Here is a 19,575-nt window from a genome sequence, read left to right as displayed (position 1 = left end):
TCTGCCTCAGTGGATAAGAACCTCAAACTTTGGGATTTAATGGGTAATTGTCTGCAAACTTTTATTGGACATACGGATATGATTTTGAGTGTAAATTTCAGTCCAGATGGCAAACAGATTGTCTCTACCTCAGGAGATAACAACCTCAAACTTTGGGATTTAATGGGTAATTGTCTGCAAACTTTTGTTGGGCATACGGCTAGAGTTTTTAGTGCCAACTTCAGCCCAAATGGCAAACAGATTGTCTCTGCCTCAGGGGATAATAACCTCAAACTTTGGGATTTAGCGGGTAATTGTCTGCAAACTTTTGTTGGGCATACGGCTGGGGTTGCAAGTGCAAATTTCAGCCCAGATGGCAAACAGATTGTCTCTGCCTCAGCGGATAAGAGCCTCAAACTTTGGGATTTAATGGGTAATTGTCTGCAAACTTTTGTTGGGCATACGGCTGGGGTTTCAAGTGCAAATTTCAGCCCAGATGGCAAACAGATTGTCTCTACCTCAGGGGATAACAACCTCAAACTTTGGGATTTAGCAGGTAATTGTCTGCAAACTTTTGTTGGGCATACATATATAGGTATAGTTTTTAGTGCAAATTTCAGCCCAGATGGCAAACAGATTATCTCTGCCTCATGGGATAACAACCTCAAACTTTGGGATTTAGCGGGTAATTGTCTGCAAACTTTTGTTGGGCATACGACTGGAGTTGTAAGTGCAAATTTCAGCCCAGATGGTAAACATATTGTCTCTGCCTCAGCGGATAAGAGCCTCAAACTTTGGGATTTAGCAGGCAATTGTCTACAAACTTTTATTGGGCATACGACCTTGGTTTCAAGTGCAAATTTCAGTCCAGATGGCAAACAGATTGTCTCTGCTTCAATGGAAATTTGTATTTGGCAATTATCACCTGCCCAATCCTCTTGGCAATTACAACAACTATGGCACAATGACTATCGCTTAAATTTTACCAATAATACAATCCACGCCACAGATACAGCATGGCAACTACTTAATGTTAGCAACGGCACGCAAACGATGTCTATTGACGACTATGCCAATTTTAAGTTAGACACAAACAAGTAATTATCTAATTCGCTCTTGTGTGTGTGCATTAATAATGTGTGATGGCTCGGTATTATTCTTTTTTGGTGCAATAATAAAATCTAATTCTTGCTTGAAGGACACATTTAATTCAAGCATACTTGTTGCAATAGGTTTTCCAGTAATATTGGCGCTGCTAGACAATAGCGCACTGCCTAATTTTGTGCACAGGGCGCTAATCAAAGCATTGTCTGTCAAACGCACCGCAACTGTGTCAAAATCACCCCTGATCAATCTTGAAGTGTTTTTACTTGCTTTTAATAAATAAGTCGTTGGTTGTTTTTGTAGTTTTATTGGTACTAATAAACTTGCGTCTTCTACATACGGATACAAAAAATTGACATCACTAGCAAGCAAAATCAAGCCTTTTGCAGGGCTTCTACGCTTAAGCCACAGCATTTTTTGCATCGATTTTTCATAAGGCAGGCAGGTTAAACCTTGAACGGTGTCTGTCGGGTTGCTAATCACCCCGCCAAGCCTCAGTATCTTGGCTGCATATCGTGTTTGAAAATTCATGGTTTTTTAGCGCGAGGGTGAAATTTGTCATACACCTTGGATAATTCTAAAAAATCTAAGTGCGTATAAACCTGTGTTGATTTAATGCTTTTATGCCCTAAAAAGTCTTGCACACTGCGCAAATCATGACTGGACTGCAAAAAATGTGTGGCTGCTGCGTGGCGCAACATATGTGGGTGCACACCAACCTTAATGCCAACTTCCAGTGCACGCCGCTTAATCATGGCTTGCACAGACCTCGTGCTGATTCTTTGCCTCTTGTTGTTTAAAAATAGAGCGCCTTGTGTCACACCTATTTTTTGCAAGTAGTTTGTCATCGCCTTTTGTGCTGGTTTGCCTAATGGTGTGTGCCGCATTTTTGACCCCTTGCCCACCACTCGCAAAAAGCCCTGAGTGTTATCGATTGAATCTATATCTAATGAGACCAATTCTGACACCCTAAGCCCACAAGAATAAAGCACCTCAATAATTGCAACATCTCGCAGCTCTTTAGCCGATTGCAGTCTTGGGGTGCTCAACATTACAATTTGCTCATAATCTAGTATTTTCGGTAAGTTTTGGCTGACTTTAGGCGTTTGCAAGCCCAAAGCGCAGTTACTGGGTATGATTTTTTGGGACAATAAATAACTTAAAAAACCACGCACAGAAGACAAATGACGGCGAATACTGCGTCCACTCATACCGTGATGACGCATTTTCATCACGAGTAAATTTAGATGCTGCGTGGTTACATCACTCCAATTAGTGATGCTTTTTTCACGCAAAAATTCTAACAACTGACGCAAGTCTTTTTCATAGGCCTGTTGTGTGTTTAGCGCATAGTGACGCTCAACTTTTAAATACGCAATAAATTTTTCAATTTCTTTTTGCATTTTTAGTTGAATTTTATCATTCTGCCCATATTGATATATTTTAACGCATAACATGGAATAGAAAAATGGCAGAAAAACAAACACATACTTTTCAAACAGAAGTCTCACAACTACTGGATTTGATGATTCATTCTCTATACTCAAATAAAGAAATTTTCCTCAGGGAGTTGGTATCCAATGCCTCTGATGCGATTGATAAGCTTAAATTTGAGACGCTTTCGGATGATTCTTTGGTTGAAGGCAAGGAAAATTTAGCCGTTTATATTGATGTTAATAAAGACAAAAAAACCATTACCATTACCGACAATGGCATTGGCATGACTGAGACTGAAGTCAATAAAAATATCGGCACTATTGCCAATTCTGGTACCAAAAAATTCCTGAAAGGTCTAGATGAAAAACAAGCACAAGATTCCAATCTTATTGGTCAATTCGGTGTGGGTTTTTATTCTGCCTTTATCGTTGCTGACAAGGTAACACTGACCACCAGAAAAGCAGGCACTAAAGGCAAAAAAGGCACCCAATGGACATCAAATGGCAAGGGTAAATACTCAACTGAAAAGGTCGATTGCCCTGATTTTGGCACCTCTATCACCTTGCACATTAAAGCCGATGAAGCTGAGTTTTTAGACGAGCACCGTCTGCGCGGCATTATCAGCAAATATTCCGACCATATTACGGTGCCAATTATGATGATTAAGCACTCAGAAGACGACAAAAACATTGAATACGAAGCCGTTAATAAAGCCAATGCCTTTTGGACACAAGACAAATCTGAGCTTAAACAAGAAGATTACGATGAGTTCTATAAGTCGCTGACTTTTGACTTTGAAGCGCCACTCACCCAGTTGCACAATCGTGTTGAGGGCAACTTAGACTACACCTCCTTACTCTATATCCCCTCAAAAGCACCATTTGATATGTGGGAACCTAAGCGCAAAGGTGGCATTAAACTCTACGCCAAGCGCGTCTTTATTATGGAGGATAACGAGGAATTAATGCCACTTTACCTGCGCTTTGTCAAAGGTGTGATTGATACTGCTGATTTATCGCTGAATGTTTCTAGAGAGATTCTACAAGGCAACAAAGTCGTGGATACCATACGCAAAGCCTCGGTCAGTCGTATTTTAAAAGAATTGGAAAAAATGGCAAAAAACAAGCCTGAAAAATACGCCACTTTTTGGAAAGAATTTGGCATGGTTATGAAAGAAGGTGTGGTTGAAGATTTTGCCAACAAAGAGAAAATCGCCAAACTACTACGCTTTGCCACTAATAAAAGTGCTGATGCCACACAAACAGCAACGCTTGAATGCTATGTTAAAAGCATGCAAAAAGACCAAAAAGCCATTTATTACATCACGGCTGAGACTTATGAGAGCGCCAAAGGTTCACCACATCTAGAAATTTTCAACCAAAAAGATATTGAAGTGTTGCTACTGTCTGATCGTGTTGATGAATGGATGGTTAGTAATTTTGGAGAATTTGACGGTACCCCACTAAAATCTATTGCTAAAGGCGACTTAGAAGATTTAGATTCTAAAGAAGAAAAAGCCAAAAAAGAAAAAACTGCCAAAGATTTTGATAAAGTCATTGAAAAAATGAGCAAAATTCTTGAAAACCAAGTCAAAGAAGTAAAAATCTCTAATCGTCTTAGCGAGTCCCCCTCTTGTTTGGTTGCCGATGAAAATGAGATGGGTGGCAATATGGAGCGCATCATGAAATCACTCGGTCAAGATGTAGCTGAAACCAAGCCTATTCTTGAGATTAACCCTAAACATCCTTTGGTTAAAAAACTTAAAACTAAGATTAGTCAAGATGTGGTTAAGGTGTTGTTTGACCAAGCGGTACTCAGTGAAGGCGGACAACTCAAAGAACCTGCTGAGTTTGTTAAACGCATGAATAAACTTATTAAATAATCTATTTCAATATTTGAAGTAAAAAAGCCCGAACAAATCGGGCTTTTTTTATGGGTATTATTTATTTCTCAAATGGCTTAATATTCCTAAGTATCCCTCGCAATATTGCCACCTCTTCTTTTTCAGGCTCTGCCCTGCCAAAGAAACGACGCAGTCTGCGCATTAAAAGCGCCTTAGGGCGTTTGTCTTTAAAATATCCCATGTGTTCCAATGCTTGAGCAAGATGGGCGTAAAAACCTTCTAATTCGTCAAAACTGGCAATCTCGTTACTGCTCTGTTCAAACTGCGTTGTGGTGTTGTAGACATAATTTTGATAGGCAAAGACTTGAATGGCAGAAGCCACATTCAAAGAAAAATAATCAGGGTTTCCGGGGATGGTCATCAGGATTTGGCACAAATCTAGCTCTTCATTAGTCAAACCATATTTTTCTGTGCCAAAGACCACTGCGACACTTTGATTTTCAACTGAGGTTGTTTTTTGAATCTCACTACAAGTGCCTACGACATCCATTTGTTTCCATTTAATATTGCGTTGGCGTGCACTGGCGCCAATCACCAAATGTGCGCCTTGCAGGGCTTCTTTCAAGGAGTTATAAACTAGCGCATTGGACAACACATCATCTGCACCACTCGCTCTAGCAGTAGCAACCGCCGATGGATAACCTTGCGGATTGACCAAAGTCAACTGCGATAAGTTCATATTTTTCATCGCTCTGGCGGCTGCACCAAGATTACCTGGCTCGGTGGTATTAACCATAACCACACGCACCCTATCAAAGGTATGGGTATAATTCGCTTCTTTATTCATTTTTGCCTTTTATCATGCATCCTACGCTTAATATTGCCATTAAAGCCGCCAGAAAAGCGGGTGACATCATTTTGAGATACCACAACCAAATTGACCTTTTAACGATTGAAAATAAAGCAGCCAATGACTTCGTTTCTGAAGTAGATAAAGCCGCCGAAGATGCTATTATAGACGAGTTGAAATACGCCTTTCCCGATCATTGTATTTTGGGTGAAGAAAATGGAGAAATTTTAGGCAACAGTCGCTTTCAATGGATTGTTGACCCGCTCGATGGCACCACCAATTACTTACATGGTTTCCCTCAATACTGCGTCTCTATCGCCTTGTACGAAGACAAGGAAGCCACCCACGCTGTGGTATATGATCCATTTAAAGAAGAGATGTTTACCGCCTCTAAGGGTCAAGGGGCTTATCTTAACGAGCAAAGGATTCGCACGACTCATACCCGTGGTTTTGAAAACACATTGATTGGCACCGGTTTTCCTTTTAAAGCACCACGGCATTTAGATGCTTACTTAGATATGTTTAAGGCTATCCATCCACAAGTTGCAGGTATTCGCCGTGCAGGCTCTGCCGCACTTGATTTGGCTTATTTGGCTGCAGGTCGCTTGGATGGTTTTTGGGAGATTGAGCTTAGCATTTGGGACATCGCTGCTGGTGCACTTTTGGTTAAAGAAGCTGGTGGCTTTATTGGTGATTTTTCAGGTCGTGATAAATTTTTAGAAACTGGCAATGTGGTGGCTGGCAATGAAAAAGTTTTTAAAGAAATTTTAAAAACCATTCACCCGCATTTAACCAGCGATTTACAATACTAAAAATATGCAAAAGCCTTTTAAAAGTACTCTTTTAAAAATTGCTTTATTTTTTCTGCTATTGGCTGTCGCCTCTTTATTGATCCAAAAGTCTTTTTATCCAATATATGTCGATGAACAAGGTTTATTACACGAAACTTTGTGGACGCCAATTGCTGCTTTTTCTTTCGTGCTCAGTGTCGCCAGCTTTGTTGTTTATTTAATCTTGTTTATTTTTAAACTGATCAAGCGTTGGATAAGGTAATTTGTTCTCCGTTTAACTTATTAGATTTTTCACTCATTAAATACACAATCGCTGGGCTTTTATCCTCAGGTAAAGGGTTTTTATCTGCATTTTCAGCAGGATAGGCGGCTCTTCTCATCTCAGTTTTCATCCTCCCTGGGTCTAGCGAATTGACTTTAATATTGGTTTTCTCCAATTCTTCTGATAGGGTTTTGCTTAAACCTTCAATCGCAAATTTACTCACACCATAAGCCCCCCAATAAGCTCTTGCACTACGCCCTACCGAAGAGGATAAAAATAACACGCGCGCATCATCAGACTGGTTTAATGCAGGAATTAAAAATTGCGTCAGCATAAAAGGGGCATTGAGATTAATTTGCATCGTAGAGTACCACAGTTTAATATCATATTGCTCAATTGGCATCATTGTGCCGATGATACTGGCATTGTGAATCAGCCCATCAAGATGTCCAAAATTATCCAAAATACTTTTTTGTAGTTGCTCATAATGTTCAGGTGTTGCCCCTTCTAAGTCAAATGGGTAAAGAATCGGCTCTTGGTATTTTGCATCCACCACTTCGTCATATACCCCCTCCAGCGAGCCTAAATCACGCCCTAGCATAATCACACTCGCGCCTGCTTTAGCCAAGTCTAGCGTCATCGCCCTGCCGAAGCCACGGTTAGCGCCCGTGACTAAAATGGTTTTATCCTTTAACTCATCCTTGGTAATTTGATAATTGGTTTTAATATTCATTTCAATTCCTTTTTACTTTGCACACCCAGTTCTTTTAATTTTTCCGCACGACCAATAAGATTGCCTTTACCGGTAGAGAGTTTAATACGTGCATCTTTATAGCTGTCTCTTGCTTTGTCCAATTGCTTTTCTATCTCATCCATAGATTTTAAAAAGCCTGACAATTTATCATACATCGCCCCTGCTTGACGCACAATCTCTTCGGTATTTTTGTTTTGTCTCTCGGTATTCCAAATATGATTAACGGTTTTTAGACTCATCATCAGCGTTGAGGGGGATACCAATGCGACATTTTTCTTTAGTGCATCGTTAAATAAATCGGGTTTTTGCTCTAATGCCACTAGCAAAGATGCCTCAATTGGGAAAAATACAAAAATATAATCCAGTGTATTCACGCCCTCTAAGTTTTCATATGACTTTAATGAGATATTTTTAATATGGGTGTCAATAGATTTGATATGTGCGCTAATTGCTGTGCTATCGCCTGAGACATAGTCCTGATAACTTTTAAGCGAAACTTTGGAATCAATAATAATGTCTTTATCGTCAGGTAAATGCACGATTACATCAGGTCTTAATACCCTTCCATCTTCATCTTTGAGTGTTGATTGCACATGGTATTGATCACCTTTACTTAATCCAGAATCTTCCAAAATTGACTCTAATATCATCTCCCCCCAATCACCTTGCTGTTTGTTGTCATAAGTAAGTGCATTGGTGAGCTTTTGCGTACCTTCAAGCGTGTTCTTATGTGCATCCGTTAAGGTTTTAATTTGTTGCTCAAGCGAGCTTCGGTCTTTAACTTGCTCAGTGGAAAGCCCCTCTATCTTCTTGCGAAAATCTTTAATTTGTGTTTTTAGTGGCTGAAGTAGGTCTGCATTTTTTTCACTGAGCTCAAGGCTGTCTTTTTTTAAAACTTGGGCAGCAATCTTCTCAAAGGCTTCATTCATTTGCGTTTGCGATCGTTGTGCGGCATTAAAAGTCTTTTCTTGTTCTTTGAGTTTTATCTCTAATTCAGTGTTCTTATTTTTAAGCTTAAAAAGCCAAAAAAGCATAGGAGAAAAGCCTATAAAAAAACCTAATAATAGTTCTTGCATTAAATCAACCTCTGTATTTCTTGTGGATAATCAATAAGATAATCATAACCCCAATCCTGCGCAACTGTGCCATAACCATAAGTGACTGCAACCGTTTTAATACCTGCATTCTTGCCAGCAATCATATCGTTTTTGTCATCCCCAACAAACAAACATGACTTTGGATCAACTGCCAATTGTGCACAAGCATAAAGTAGCGGTGCAGGATGGGGTTTACTATGTTCTAGTGTGTCGCCACACACGACTACATCGGGCTTAACGCCCAATTTTTCCAATAATAAATAACTTAAATTTTCAGGTTTATTGGTAACAATGCCCCACAAGAGCTTGCGCTGTTTAATCAATGCTAACAAATCATCAATACCCTCAAAAGTTTTTGCGTGTTTGTCAATATTATCGGTATAAATTTGTAGCAGTCTTTGGTGTCTTTGAGTGAATTCAGGATGCGACTCATTACACTCAAAACCCATAGTTATTAAGGCTTTACCGCCATGTGCCACCAAAGGCTTAATCACCTTGTACGACTTTTCTTCTATGCCATTCTCCAGCAACAAAGCATTGAGTGCATAAGCAAGGTCAGGGGCAGTGTCAACCAATGTGCCGTCTAAATCAAAAAGAATAGTGCTAAGGGTCATAAAAAATCATTAAAATTTCAAGTTGATAAATTATAACGCTTACATGCTCTATACTGAATGAATATGCTTTTTTTAAGGTCTTTACTTTACTTTTTAGGTTCAACCATAGTTTTAGTGTTACTGACAACAATCGTGTTAATGCTGTTCTTTACCCCAGTCAAAGTACGCTACGCCATATTGGTAAATTGGTCAAAGTTTTGTATCTGGTGGCTACGCATGACGCTAAACATCAAGCTTGAAGTCATGGGTAAGGAAAATATCCCAACAACACCATGCGTGATTATCTCTAATCATCAATCTACTTGGGAAACCATTGGACTACAACAAGTTTTTCCACATCAAACTTGGGTGCTTAAGCGAGAGTTGCTACTCATTCCAGTATTTGGTTGGGCGTTGGCAATGTTAAAGCCTATTATTATTAATCGTGGCGAAAAATTCAAAGCTCTAAAAAAAGTAATCAAACAAGGTGCTGATAGAATCAATGAAAAGATTTTTGTCGTCGTCTTCCCTGAAGGCACGCGTCAACCTTATGGAAAACTCGGTGAATACCAAAAAGGTGGCATTTCTATCGCTAAGAAAACAGGTTGTGACATATCGCCTGTCTATCATAACGCTGGTAGAGTATGGCCTAAAGGTAGTTTTATTAAATATCCTAATACCATTACCGTTGTTATTGGCAAACCTATTAGTGTTGCAGGGAAATCTGCAACAGTTCTAATCAAAGAAATCCGAGATTGGACTGAATCTCAAGCTTCTCGCATTATTTAACCCTGACAAGGTTTGAGTCTGTCATTTAAAAAGGCTGTGTATTAAAGATTTTGCAGAATAACTCGGCTGTTTTTTGCGTGTCATATAACGCTGAATGCGCATTAACATCCTCCCATTCAATACCCGCCACACGCATCGCTTTAGCAAGCACTGTTTCACCATAATATAAAGCTGAAAGACTGACTGTATCAATGGTGGAAAATTGATGAAATGGACTTTTGAGCTTGGCTCTATTGCTCGCTGCCACTAAAAAACCCAGGTCAAAAAATGCATTGTGCCCGACTAAAATTGCACGCGTACATTCTTGGGCTTTTACCTCGGCACTAACGGTTTGGAAAATCTTATTCAGCGCTTGTTTTTCACTCACTGCCATGCGTAATGGATTGTGCACATCAATGCCATTAAATTTAAGCGCTGCCGCTTCAAGATTGGCACCTTTAAAAGGCTCTATATGAAAGTGACAGACATCTTTTGGATAAAAGACACCTTGCTCATTAATATCAATCGTTATCGCACAAATCTCAAGCATAGCATCGGTTTTATCATTAAAACCCCCAGTTTCAATATCAATCACCACAGGTAAATAGCCTCGAATACGATCTTTAATTTGCATTACAAGTTCTCTTTAGCAACAATTTTAAAAAAGACAGATGAGTTACGCTGATGGTCAAACAAGGCTTGACGCTTCTTGGGCAGTTCACTAATGTCCATTTTTACAAAGTCCTGCTTTAAAAACCACTGTGAATTATGTCTAGACAATGCAAAGACTTTGGATACATTATCAGCCAATGCTTTTTGCATGATTTTATCTAAGAGTTGAGTTGAAATTCCTTGGTTTTGTGCTTTTTCCGATACAGCTAAAGCATAAATTTCGCCCATACCACCTGCTTGGCAGTTTTTTAAACCTGCACAAGCCACTAACTCACCAGATTGCTCTAGCAAAACAAAATCATTAATATTGTCATTGATTTGAGTGTGTGTTCTTGGCAGAATTTTGTCCTGCTTAACGAAAGGTGTAATCAATTCCAAGATTTTTTGCGCTGTATCCAATTGTGTATTTAGGGTAGAGAAAAACTTCATTTTAGTCTAAAATTTATCTCTTTATAGTAAACGAAATACTTTTATGTCTAATAAACGCAAATATTCTTCTCAAGTTGTTGATGGTTATGAGCGCGCAGCAAGTCGCGCTATGCTGTATCCAGTCGGTTTTAAAAAGGCAGACTTTAGCAAGCCGCAAGTCGGTATTGCCTCAACTTGGTCAATGGTAACACCTTGCAATATGCACATTAACAAACTGGCTGACGAAGCAGAGAAAGGCGTTAATTCTGCTGGCGGTAAAGGCGTTATCTTTAATACCATCACCATTTCAGACGGTATTTCTATGGGCTCTGAAGGTATGAAATATTCTTTGGTCTCCCGTGAGGTGATTGCCGATTCTATTGAGACAGTTGTCGGCTGCCAAGGCTTTGATGGCATCGTTGCCATTGGTGGCTGTGATAAAAACATGCCCGGCTGTATTATGGGCTTGGCACGACTTAATCGTCCGAGTGTTTTTGTTTATGGTGGCACTATCCAGCCAGGTAAAGGTCACACCGATGTTGTTAGCGTGTTTGAAGCAGTGGGGCAATTTGCCAGCAATACTATTAGTGAGATTGAACTAGAAAATATTGAAAAAACTGCCATTCCTGGTCCAGGCTCTTGTGGCGGTATGTATACCGCTAATACGATGGCATCCGCAATCGAAGCCCTGGGCATGAGTTTGCCAAACTCCAGTGCACAAGACGCCATCTCAGCAGATAAAAATAACGATTGCGTGCGTGCAGGCGAAGCGGTACTGACTCTTTTAGAAAAAGACATTAAGCCAAGCGATATTATGACCATGCAAGCTTTTGAAAATGCCATTACCGTGATTATCACACTGGGTGGCTCCACCAATGCAGTCTTACACCTTATTGCTATGGCAAATGCCATCGGGGTTAATTTAACCATTGATGACTTTACTCGCATTGGTGCCGATGTACCTGTGATTGCCGACCTTAAGCCTTCAGGCAAGTATATGATGAGTGAACTGGTTGAAATCGGTGGCACCCTACCCCTAATGAAAATGTTACTGGATGCAGGGCTATTGCACGGCGACTGCATGACAGTAACCGGCAAAACAATGGCACAAAACCTAAAAGCTGTCAAGCCCTACGCTGATTCACAAGAAATCATCAAATCTTTAGACAACCCGATCAAAAAAGACTCACATCTGCGTATCTTGCGTGGCAATTTAGCACAAGAAGGTGCAGTAGCGAAAATCACGGGTAAAGAAGGCTTAAGCTTTAAAGGTAGAGCAAAATGCTTTGGTCGTGAAGAAGCAGCACTAGAGGCTATCCTAAAAGACAAAATCCAAGCAGGTGATGTTATCGTTATTCGTTACGAAGGCCCTGCAGGTGGTCCGGGTATGCGTGAAATGCTTGCCCCAACTTCTGCGGTCATGGGTAAAGGCTTGGGCGGCAAAGTCGCACTGATTACCGATGGTCGTTTCTCGGGCGGCACCCACGGTTTTGTGGTTGGACATATCACCCCAGAAGCCTTTAAAGGTGGTGTATTAGCCGTGGTTGAAGATGGCGATGAGATACTTATTAACGCTGAAAATAACAGCTTAGAACTCATCGTTGAACAGTCTATCATTGATGAGCGCTTATCCAACTGGACACAACCAAAACCCAACTACACCAAGGGTGTACTGGCTAAGTTTGCCAAACTGGCTAAGTCTGCTTCTGAAGGTGCGGTTACTGATTAATATTCAAATTCAATTTATTACTTGAGACTTTTGCATAAGTAGGAATGATTAGCAAAATGACAAGTTTTGCCGACTTGGTGATTTTATGAAATTAGGTTACAGAACTATAAATAATAAACCAAAAAATTGCCTAAACAGTTATTTTAGAATATACTCACAAAAGTAATTGCAAGTATTTTTTCTTTTCTTCTGCCGAAAGACACCGTGATTTAAGCAGGAGTAAACACCATTTGCCTATCATCTAAATTAACCGAAGCAACCTGTATCGTGATGGTGTCACCTAAACGAAAGACTTTACCGCCTCGTTGACCTTTGAGTTGGTGGTGAATTTCATCAAAATTGTAATAATCATCTTTCATATCACGAATAGAAATCATGCCTTCGGTATAGATATCAGTGAGCTCGATAAAGATGCCAAAGGCAGCAACACCAGAGATAACACCGTTAAAGGTTTCGCCAACTTTATCGCGCATATATTCACATTTCAACCACTGCTCAACATCTCGGGTGGCTTCGTTTGCTCTGCGTTCTGTGGCTGATAATTCAACACCGAGTTCTACCATTACCTTACTGGGTTTTCTGGTGCTTTTATTAAGCACACGGTTGATTGCACGATGTACCAGTAAATCAGGATAGCGTCTGATTGGCGAGGTGAAGTGCGTGTAATCATCGAACGCTAAGCCAAAGTGACCTTCATTAGCTGGTGTATAAACAGCTTGTTTCATGGTGCGTAAAACCACGGTTTTAATGATATTTTCATCATCTCTGCCTTTAGCGTCTTCTAACACTTTAGCGAAATGCTTAGATTCTGGTTGCACACCACCCTCCAAGCTTAAACCAACTGCACTTAAAAATTGACGCGTTAGCTCAACCTTCTCTGCGGTTGGCTTAGGGTGAATACGGTATAAGAAATCCTCATCATTCTCAGCTAAGAACTTCGCTGTGGCTTGATTTGCCATCAGCATACATTCTTCAATGAGCTTGTGTGCATCGTTGCGAGAAGTTGCCACAATATTGTCAATTTTGCCATTATCATCAAACAAAACTTGCGTCTCAATACGATCAAAGTCCATAACACCGCGTTTGCTTCTCGCACCTTTTAAAGCTTTATATAGGTCATACAAGGCATTTAAATTATCCATGACACCTGAATATTGCTGTGTTAATTCGCCATCGTGCTCTTCTAAAATTTTACCAACCTTGGTATAAGTTAAACGAGCATGTGAAAACATAACTGCCGGATAAAACTTGTAATCAAGCAAATTACCTTCTGCATCAATATTCATCTCACAAGTCATACATAGGCGTTCTACATCAGGATTAATTGAGCATAAGCCATTTGAAAGCTCTTCAGGTAACATCGGCACCACACGACGCGGGAAATAAACCGAATTACCACGCTGCACCGCATCTATATCAAGTGCTGTGCCCTCTTCTACATAGTGGGATACATCAGCAATTGCCACTACCAGCTTCCAACCGTTACCTGTAGACTCAGCAAACACCGCATCATCAAAGTCACGAGAATCTTCACCATCAATCGTAACCAATTTCATATCAGTAATATCAACACGCCCTATTTTGTCTTGTGCACTTACTGCTGTTGGTAACTGCTTAGTTTGGGCTAAAGTTTCTCCTGAGAAATCCACTGGAATACCATTGCGGTAAAGTGCCGCCTCAGTTTCAACCCCTTCATCCATATAATCACCTAAAATTCGGGTAATCTTGCCTTGTGCAGGCGTTTTAAAGGTGGGTGCTTGGATAATCTCAACAATAACAATTTGTTGGTCAGTATTCTCATCATTAGTCTGAGGAATATCAATATTGTTGCAAATTCGTTTGTCGTCAACCACCACATAAGCACCGCCTTCAGTGCCAAAATGTAGACGACCTACAACACTCTTAAGACTCTCAAGAATTTCAACAACCTCAGAATCACCACGATCATCAAGCATTCTTGCTTTAACTCTGTCACCATGAAACACTAATTTCATTTGATGCGCAGAAAGGCGCAAATCCCTGCCACCTTCATCTAGCATGACAAAGCCAAAACCTCTTGGATGCGCACTAATCGTACCAATCATGGCATCTTTTTCAGCATCAAAAATACTGTATTCACCCTCACGATTACAACTCAGTTGCTTATCGCGTACCATCGCTCTAAGGCGGTGTGTTAAAGGTTTTTTCTGCTTACCTTCAACTTCAAGTAAGTCGTATAAATCGTAGGTTGTAACTGCTTGTTTGGCGACATATTCAAGAATATATTCTCTTGAAGGGATTGGATTGTCGTATTTCTTTGATTCTCTGTTTTGGTGCGGGTCGCTCATAATGAAGCCTTTATTAGTTAATTAGTTATTCGTCGAAGGGGTGTTTTAGTATTAGTGTTTCATCCCGGTCTGGACCTGTGGATAAAATATCTATCGGCAAGTTTGAAAGTTCTTCAATCTTGCGAATGTAGTCTTGTGCCTGTTGTGGCAAGTTGTCAAATGCATCTGTGCCAATGGTGGAAGTCTTCCAGCCAGGCATTTCAATATAGACAGGCTTGGCATCAGCATAGCCTTGCGCATCATACGGTGGCGTAGTCACTTCTTTGCCATTCAGCTCATAAGCCACGCAAATTTTAATACTGTCTAAAGAATCTAAAACATCTAATTTTGTCAGGCAGATACCTGTAACTGCGTTGAGATTAAACGAACGCTTAAGCGTTACCATATCTAACCAACCACAACGACGCTGACGACCTGTGGTAGCGCCAAATTCACAGCCTACCGTGCCTAATGTCTTGCCAATAGCATCACCCTTATCAATCTCAACATCGTAAACCAATTCTGTTGGAAAAGGTCCGCCACCAACACGAGTGGTATAAGCCTTAACGATACCCAACACATAATCAATATCGGTAACACCGACACCTGAACCTGTAACCGCACCTCCTGAGGTAGTGTTTGATGAAGTGACAAATGGGTAAGTGCCTTGGTCAATATCGAGCAGTGCACCTTGTGCGCCTTCAAACAAGATATTTTCATGATTGGCAATATGTTGATGAATTTGCTGCGTAACATCGGTAATCATCGGCATCACAACTTTTGCATGCTCTAACGCCTGCGCTAAAACCTCAGCATAATCCAATGCCGAAACGCCATAATAGTGCGTTAATGCGAAGTTATGATATTCCATGACATCTTTAAGCTTCTCAGCAAATGCATTAGCATCCAATAGGTCACCAACACGCAATCCACGACGCGCAACTTTGTCTTCATATGCGGGGCCAATACCATTGCCTGTAGTGCCAATAGCAGCTTTGCCACGCTTGAGCTCACGCGCATTATCAAGTGCCACATGGTAAGGCATAATCAGCGGACATGCTGGTGATATTTTTAAACGCGAATGGGCACTAACACCAGCAGCATCTAACTCCCTCAATTCCTTAATGAGTGCAGACATTGATAACACCACACCGTGACCAATCAAGCATTCAACTTCTTCACGCAAAATACCTGATGGAATAAGATGTAACACGGTTTTATTGCCATCAATAACCAAGGTGTGTCCTGCATTGTGTCCGCCTTGAAAACGCACCACGCTGGATACTTTATCGGTAATCAAATCAACCACTTTACCTTTACCTTCATCACCCCACTGGGTGCCGATGATGACTACATTTTTTGACATACTTGCTTAATCCTTAATGTGTTAAAAATTTTAAATCAAATGAAAACCCTGTTGCCGCTCTTGGACGCCCGAACGACGCACTTAAACCATTGTAACGACCACCTTGCGCCAAAGCTTTGGAATAATTTTCATTATAAGCACAGAACACAACACCTGTATGGTACTCGTAAGCCTTAAGCTCACCAAAATCAATCACGACCTTAACATCTACTGCGCTCAAGTTTGCGTTAATGTTTACCAAATCTTGGATGGCTGCTTTTGCCTTAGGTATATCCTTAAATATACTTAAGGCTTCATCCAATACACTGGCATCACCCTCTAGTTTCATTAATGCACTAAATTTATTCGCGTTTTTAAGTGTATTGTCACTTAAAAATACTGCCAAATCTGGCACCGAGCGTTTGACAAAGATTTGTCTGAGTGCTGATGCCTGCTCATCATTTAATGCCTCTTGTGCAATTAAAGCATCAAACACAGCCACATTTCCCAAACTCAGCACAATCGGCTCGATAGAAAGTAACTTTAAACTCTCAAGCATCAATACAATCACCTCAATATCAGCATTAATGCTATTAGAGCCGTATAATTCTGCACCTGCTTGAATCGGTGAGCGCGATGTGTAAAAATCGTCTGCCTTAGTCTGCAAAATCGCATTAACATAACAATATTTTGAAATTTTATCACTGCCCTGCTTGGCGTCAATGCGTGCAATTTGCGGGGTAATATCGGCATGCACACCTAACATCTTGCCACTACTAGGGTCTAGAAATTTAAAAGTCTTCTTATTAACTGACTCACTAGTCAACAACAAAGACTCAATATTTTCTACCATGGGTGGAATAACCAACCCAAAACCCTTATCAGTATATAAATCAATAAGTTGGCGACGCACACACTCAAACGCTAATGCCCTATCACCAGTCAATTCATCAACACCTTCAGGGAGTTGCCAAGTGTTCATTACTGATTATTTTATGTTGATTACTGGATTAAAATGGCGGAAAAATTCAGTATTTGGATTCAGCACCATAATATCATTTCGACCTGAGAATGACTTTTTATAAGACTCTAACGAGCGGTAGAATGAATAAAACTTTGCATCTTTATTGTAAGCTTTTGCATAATTATTTGCAGAAACAGCGTCACCTTCACCGCGAATTTTCTCAGAATCTCGGTAAGCATTCGCTAAAATAATCGTGCGTTCTTTGTCTGCTGCTGCGCGGATGACTTCTGCTTCTTCTGCACCTTTTGACCTAAACTCCTTAGCAACACGATGGCGCTCTGCTTGCATACGACGATAGACAGAATTTAACACTTCTTCTGCCAAATCAATACGCTTGATACGCACATCAATAATTTCAATACCAAACTCACCAATATCTTTCTTTGCCAATTGTTTGATATTTACCATAATCTCGCCACGCTCACCAAAAACCACATCGGCAATAGTGCGCTTAGAAAACTCACTTTTAAGACCTGTTTTGATGATTTGTGCCAAACGGTTGTTGGTTCTTGCCATATTGCCGTTAGTTGATATGTAAAACTGCTTAGCATCAATAATGCGCCATTTCACATAATATTCAACATTGACATTTTTCTTTTCACCCGTTAAAAAACGCTCTGCAGGTGCGTCTAATGTTTGAATGCGATTGTCAAACTTCACCACATTATTGACAAATGGGGTTTTAAATTTTAGTCCTGGCTCCTGCTCAACAGCGATGATTCGACCTAAGCGTAATTTAATCGCTGTTTGTGTTTCACTAACTGTATATAACGCCGAAATACCAACGAAAAAAACAATGACCAAAAATACAATTGCAAGTTTTTTCATTATCTAACCTCTCTATTACGGAAAACATTTCTAATACTGCCATCCTGTTTGACTTGTTGTGATTGCATCCCTTGAGTCATGGTGTTATTAGTACGCACCTTATTATCTAATAACTTATCAATCGGTAAAACCATCATATTGTTAGCCTTTGAATCAACCACCACCTTGCTGGTATTTGCAAGCACATCTTCCATTGTTTCACGGTATAAGCGCTCTTTAGTTACCTCAGGGGCTTTTTGATACTCGGTTAAAATTTTCTTAAAACGCGAAGCTTCACCTTCAGATTTGGAAACGACTTTTGATTTGTAACCTCTTGCTTCTTCAAGTATACGCGCGGCTCTACCGCGAGATTTTGGCAAAATACCATTGGCGTAAGTTTGCGCTTCATTAATCAAGCGTTGCTTGTCTTCACGCGCCTTTACCGCATCAGAAAATGCTGCTTGCACTGGCTCCGGTGGTTGCGCATCTTGCATATTAACGGTTGTAATTAACAAACCTACTGCGTAAAAATCAAGCAATTCTTGGGATTTTTCCTTAATACTATCGGCAATTGCTGCGCGATCTCCAATCAAGATATAGTCCATAGAATTTTTACCAATGACCTGACGAATAGCACTTTCAACTACTTGGCGTAAAGTCGATTTAGGATTGGCAACATTAAATAAATATTTCTGCGCATCATTAATCTTATATTGAATGGCAAACTTAGCATTAATCATATTTTCGTCTTTGGTTAACATTAACGATTCAGAAGATACATTGCCACCACGACGATTTCTAACGGCATCTCTATAACCAATTTGCATATCTTGAATGGCCTCAACATTGATGCGATTTAGACGCTCAATCGGATACGGCAAGTGCCAATGCGGGCCTTGAGAAGTTTCTTCTTGAAAGGCACCAAAACGCAATATCACCCCTTTTTCAGCAGGGGCAATAATGTAAACACCGAACAAAAGCCAAACCAATAAAGCCAATATAAATAGGTATTTGAAAATAGGTGTTTTTGATACGATAGGCGCACCAGGCTTTGATGGCACGCCACCAAAAATATTACCAAATTTGTTTTTAAAATCCCTAATTACCTCGTCTAACTCTGGTGGTGTTTGGTTGTTTCCACCCCCCCAAGGGTTTTGCTTGTTGTTAGTCATTAAAGTTCCTTGTCTGTATTACAAAATCCGAGTCATTTTACATTATATATGTACTTACAAAGATAGAGATTGCAAAGATGGCACGCTCTATTACTCCATCTATGTTTGCGAAAAAATAAGGCTCATAAGGCTCAGTAACTATTTTTAGTAAACACAAGTGTCGTGATGAATGGCAACAGGTGCTTAATTTTTTTTCTGCTTAGGGTAGGAATGCTTTACGAATCGAAATGCAACGAATGCTTAAGCCGTAGGTACGATTTATCGAATAAAAACCACTACTACTATCAGCTAAAAAATAACGAGCATCATACTCACCGCCATTAATCGCAACAGCAGAACGAGTCCATAAGAGGGCGCCAAAGTTAACATGGAAGATCTTACCATCACGATCACTACCGCTGCGGTGGCCAGCATTGGTGATTTCTTTAAACCTTGTCCTAGCAGGGCTAAGGCTGGGTTTAAAAAATCGCCAAGTGGGTGAAAAGTGGGTTTCTGATGATTGTTCCTATTTATGCAAAGGTCTCCAAGAGTGATATTTTTACAGTTATTGAGTGTGGCTTTAAGGAGCGTTTTATTTGCCTTTCGCAGGGCTTTAATACCTTGGTTGTCTTTACTCAGACGTCTAAGCCAAGTG

Annotated in this window: 19 protein-coding genes; 6 read left to right on the top strand and 13 right to left on the bottom strand. The window is 40.2% G+C overall.

Annotated features, from left to right (window positions below; all coding sequences use genetic code 11):
- On the top strand, positions 1 to 1,080 hold a 1,080-nt coding region (locus BBROOKSOX_RS04095; protein ID WP_180323847.1), incomplete at its 5' end, for a WD40 repeat domain-containing protein.
- Here the strand turns inward: BBROOKSOX_RS04095 and BBROOKSOX_RS04090 are convergent.
- Together BBROOKSOX_RS04090 and BBROOKSOX_RS04085 are read right to left on the bottom strand one after the other, a co-directional pair.
- Complete coding sequence (locus tag BBROOKSOX_RS04090) at positions 1,081 to 1,614, bottom strand: L-threonylcarbamoyladenylate synthase (RefSeq protein WP_139659908.1); 534 nt, start codon at positions 1,612 to 1,614, stop codon at positions 1,081 to 1,083.
- A complete protein-coding gene (locus BBROOKSOX_RS04085; RefSeq protein WP_139659906.1) occupies positions 1,611 to 2,486 on the bottom strand; it encodes a tyrosine recombinase XerC in 876 nt (291 codons plus the stop codon). Before BBROOKSOX_RS04085 ends, BBROOKSOX_RS04090 begins: the two co-directional genes overlap by 4 nt.
- A gap of 65 nt (positions 2,487 to 2,551) precedes the next feature.
- On the opposite strand from BBROOKSOX_RS04085, the gene htpG reads away from it, so the two are divergent.
- The gene (gene htpG / locus BBROOKSOX_RS04080; protein WP_139659904.1) at positions 2,552 to 4,402 is read left to right on the top strand and encodes a molecular chaperone HtpG; all 1,851 of its coding nucleotides are present in this window, start codon (positions 2,552 to 2,554) and stop codon (positions 4,400 to 4,402) included.
- Between the two features lie 61 nt (positions 4,403 to 4,463).
- On the opposite strand, the gene BBROOKSOX_RS04075 is transcribed toward htpG, so the two are convergent.
- Positions 4,464 to 5,210, bottom strand: a complete 747-nt coding sequence (locus BBROOKSOX_RS04075) for an RNA methyltransferase (RefSeq protein ID WP_139659903.1) — start codon at positions 5,208 to 5,210, stop codon at positions 4,464 to 4,466.
- A 14-nt stretch (positions 5,211 to 5,224) separates the two neighbouring features.
- On the opposite strand from BBROOKSOX_RS04075, the gene BBROOKSOX_RS04070 reads away from it, so the two are divergent.
- Both BBROOKSOX_RS04070 and BBROOKSOX_RS12445 read left to right on the top strand, forming a co-directional pair.
- On the top strand, positions 5,225 to 6,025 hold the full coding sequence (locus BBROOKSOX_RS04070; RefSeq protein ID WP_139659901.1) for an inositol monophosphatase family protein: 801 nt from the start codon (positions 5,225 to 5,227) through the stop codon (positions 6,023 to 6,025).
- Positions 6,026 to 6,029: 4 nt separating this feature from the next.
- Positions 6,030 to 6,266: a DUF3955 domain-containing protein gene (locus tag BBROOKSOX_RS12445; RefSeq protein ID WP_139659899.1), complete on the top strand. Its 237-nt coding sequence runs from the start codon at positions 6,030 to 6,032 to the stop codon at positions 6,264 to 6,266.
- Here the strand turns inward: BBROOKSOX_RS12445 and BBROOKSOX_RS04060 are convergent.
- The 3 genes from BBROOKSOX_RS04060 to BBROOKSOX_RS04050 are packed head-to-tail and all read right to left on the bottom strand — an operon-like array spanning position 6,247 to position 8,731.
- Positions 6,247 to 6,999 (bottom strand): YciK family oxidoreductase, encoded by a 753-nt coding sequence (locus BBROOKSOX_RS04060; RefSeq protein WP_139659895.1) that lies wholly within the window; start codon positions 6,997 to 6,999, stop codon positions 6,247 to 6,249. The genes BBROOKSOX_RS12445 and BBROOKSOX_RS04060 overlap by 20 nt on opposite strands.
- Positions 6,996 to 8,054, bottom strand: a complete 1,059-nt coding sequence (locus BBROOKSOX_RS04055) for a DNA recombination protein RmuC (protein WP_257607758.1) — start codon at positions 8,052 to 8,054, stop codon at positions 6,996 to 6,998. Before BBROOKSOX_RS04055 ends, BBROOKSOX_RS04060 begins: the two co-directional genes overlap by 4 nt.
- Before the next feature lie 41 nt (positions 8,055 to 8,095).
- A complete protein-coding gene (locus BBROOKSOX_RS04050) occupies positions 8,096 to 8,731 on the bottom strand; it encodes an HAD family hydrolase (protein WP_139659890.1) in 636 nt (211 codons plus the stop codon).
- A gap of 114 nt (positions 8,732 to 8,845) precedes the next feature.
- Between BBROOKSOX_RS04050 and BBROOKSOX_RS04045 the strand changes: the two genes are divergently transcribed.
- A complete protein-coding gene (locus BBROOKSOX_RS04045; protein ID WP_306821332.1) occupies positions 8,846 to 9,499 on the top strand; it encodes a lysophospholipid acyltransferase family protein in 654 nt (217 codons plus the stop codon).
- A 25-nt stretch (positions 9,500 to 9,524) separates the two neighbouring features.
- Here the strand turns inward: BBROOKSOX_RS04045 and rnt are convergent, their stop codons facing one another.
- Entirely contained in the window at positions 9,525 to 10,112 is a 588-nt protein-coding gene (gene rnt / locus BBROOKSOX_RS04040; RefSeq protein WP_139659887.1) for a ribonuclease T, read from the bottom strand.
- Positions 10,112 to 10,579, bottom strand: a complete 468-nt coding sequence (locus tag BBROOKSOX_RS04035; RefSeq protein ID WP_257607757.1) for a GNAT family N-acetyltransferase — start codon at positions 10,577 to 10,579, stop codon at positions 10,112 to 10,114. The genes rnt and BBROOKSOX_RS04035 overlap by 1 nt, the downstream gene beginning before the upstream one ends.
- Before the next feature lie 43 nt (positions 10,580 to 10,622).
- On the opposite strand from BBROOKSOX_RS04035, the gene ilvD reads away from it, so the two are divergent.
- Positions 10,623 to 12,287 carry a dihydroxy-acid dehydratase gene (ilvD, locus tag BBROOKSOX_RS04030; protein WP_139659885.1) on the top strand — a complete coding sequence of 555 codons (1,665 nt, stop codon included), beginning with the start codon at positions 10,623 to 10,625 and terminating at the stop codon, positions 12,285 to 12,287.
- A gap of 209 nt (positions 12,288 to 12,496) precedes the next feature.
- Here the strand turns inward: ilvD and rnr are convergent, their stop codons facing one another.
- From rnr to hflK, 5 genes are read right to left on the bottom strand one after another with little or no spacing between them, the layout of a single operon-like run.
- On the bottom strand, positions 12,497 to 14,614 hold the full coding sequence (rnr, locus tag BBROOKSOX_RS04025) for a ribonuclease R (RefSeq protein ID WP_139659882.1): 2,118 nt from the start codon (positions 14,612 to 14,614) through the stop codon (positions 12,497 to 12,499).
- Between the two features lie 25 nt (positions 14,615 to 14,639).
- Positions 14,640 to 15,959 (bottom strand): adenylosuccinate synthase, encoded by a 1,320-nt coding sequence (locus BBROOKSOX_RS04020; RefSeq protein ID WP_139659880.1) that lies wholly within the window; start codon positions 15,957 to 15,959, stop codon positions 14,640 to 14,642.
- A gap of 13 nt (positions 15,960 to 15,972) precedes the next feature.
- Positions 15,973 to 16,920 carry an ATP phosphoribosyltransferase regulatory subunit gene (locus BBROOKSOX_RS04015; protein WP_139659879.1) on the bottom strand — a complete coding sequence of 316 codons (948 nt, stop codon included), beginning with the start codon at positions 16,918 to 16,920 and terminating at the stop codon, positions 15,973 to 15,975.
- Positions 16,921 to 16,926: 6 nt separating this feature from the next.
- Positions 16,927 to 17,790, bottom strand: a complete 864-nt coding sequence (gene hflC, locus BBROOKSOX_RS04010) for a protease modulator HflC (protein ID WP_139659877.1) — start codon at positions 17,788 to 17,790, stop codon at positions 16,927 to 16,929.
- Entirely contained in the window at positions 17,790 to 18,941 is a 1,152-nt protein-coding gene (gene hflK / locus BBROOKSOX_RS04005) for an FtsH protease activity modulator HflK (protein ID WP_139659876.1), read from the bottom strand. The genes hflC and hflK overlap by 1 nt, the downstream gene beginning before the upstream one ends.
- Between the last annotated feature and the right edge of the window lie 634 nt (positions 18,942 to 19,575).

Source organism: bacterium endosymbiont of Bathymodiolus sp. 5 South, assembly GCF_900128535.1.
Taxonomy (GTDB): Bacteria; Pseudomonadota; Gammaproteobacteria; order PS1; family Pseudothioglobaceae; genus Thiodubiliella.
The sequence above is the reverse complement of the archived record's forward strand: the minus strand, read 5'-3'. Positions and strand labels throughout refer to the sequence as shown.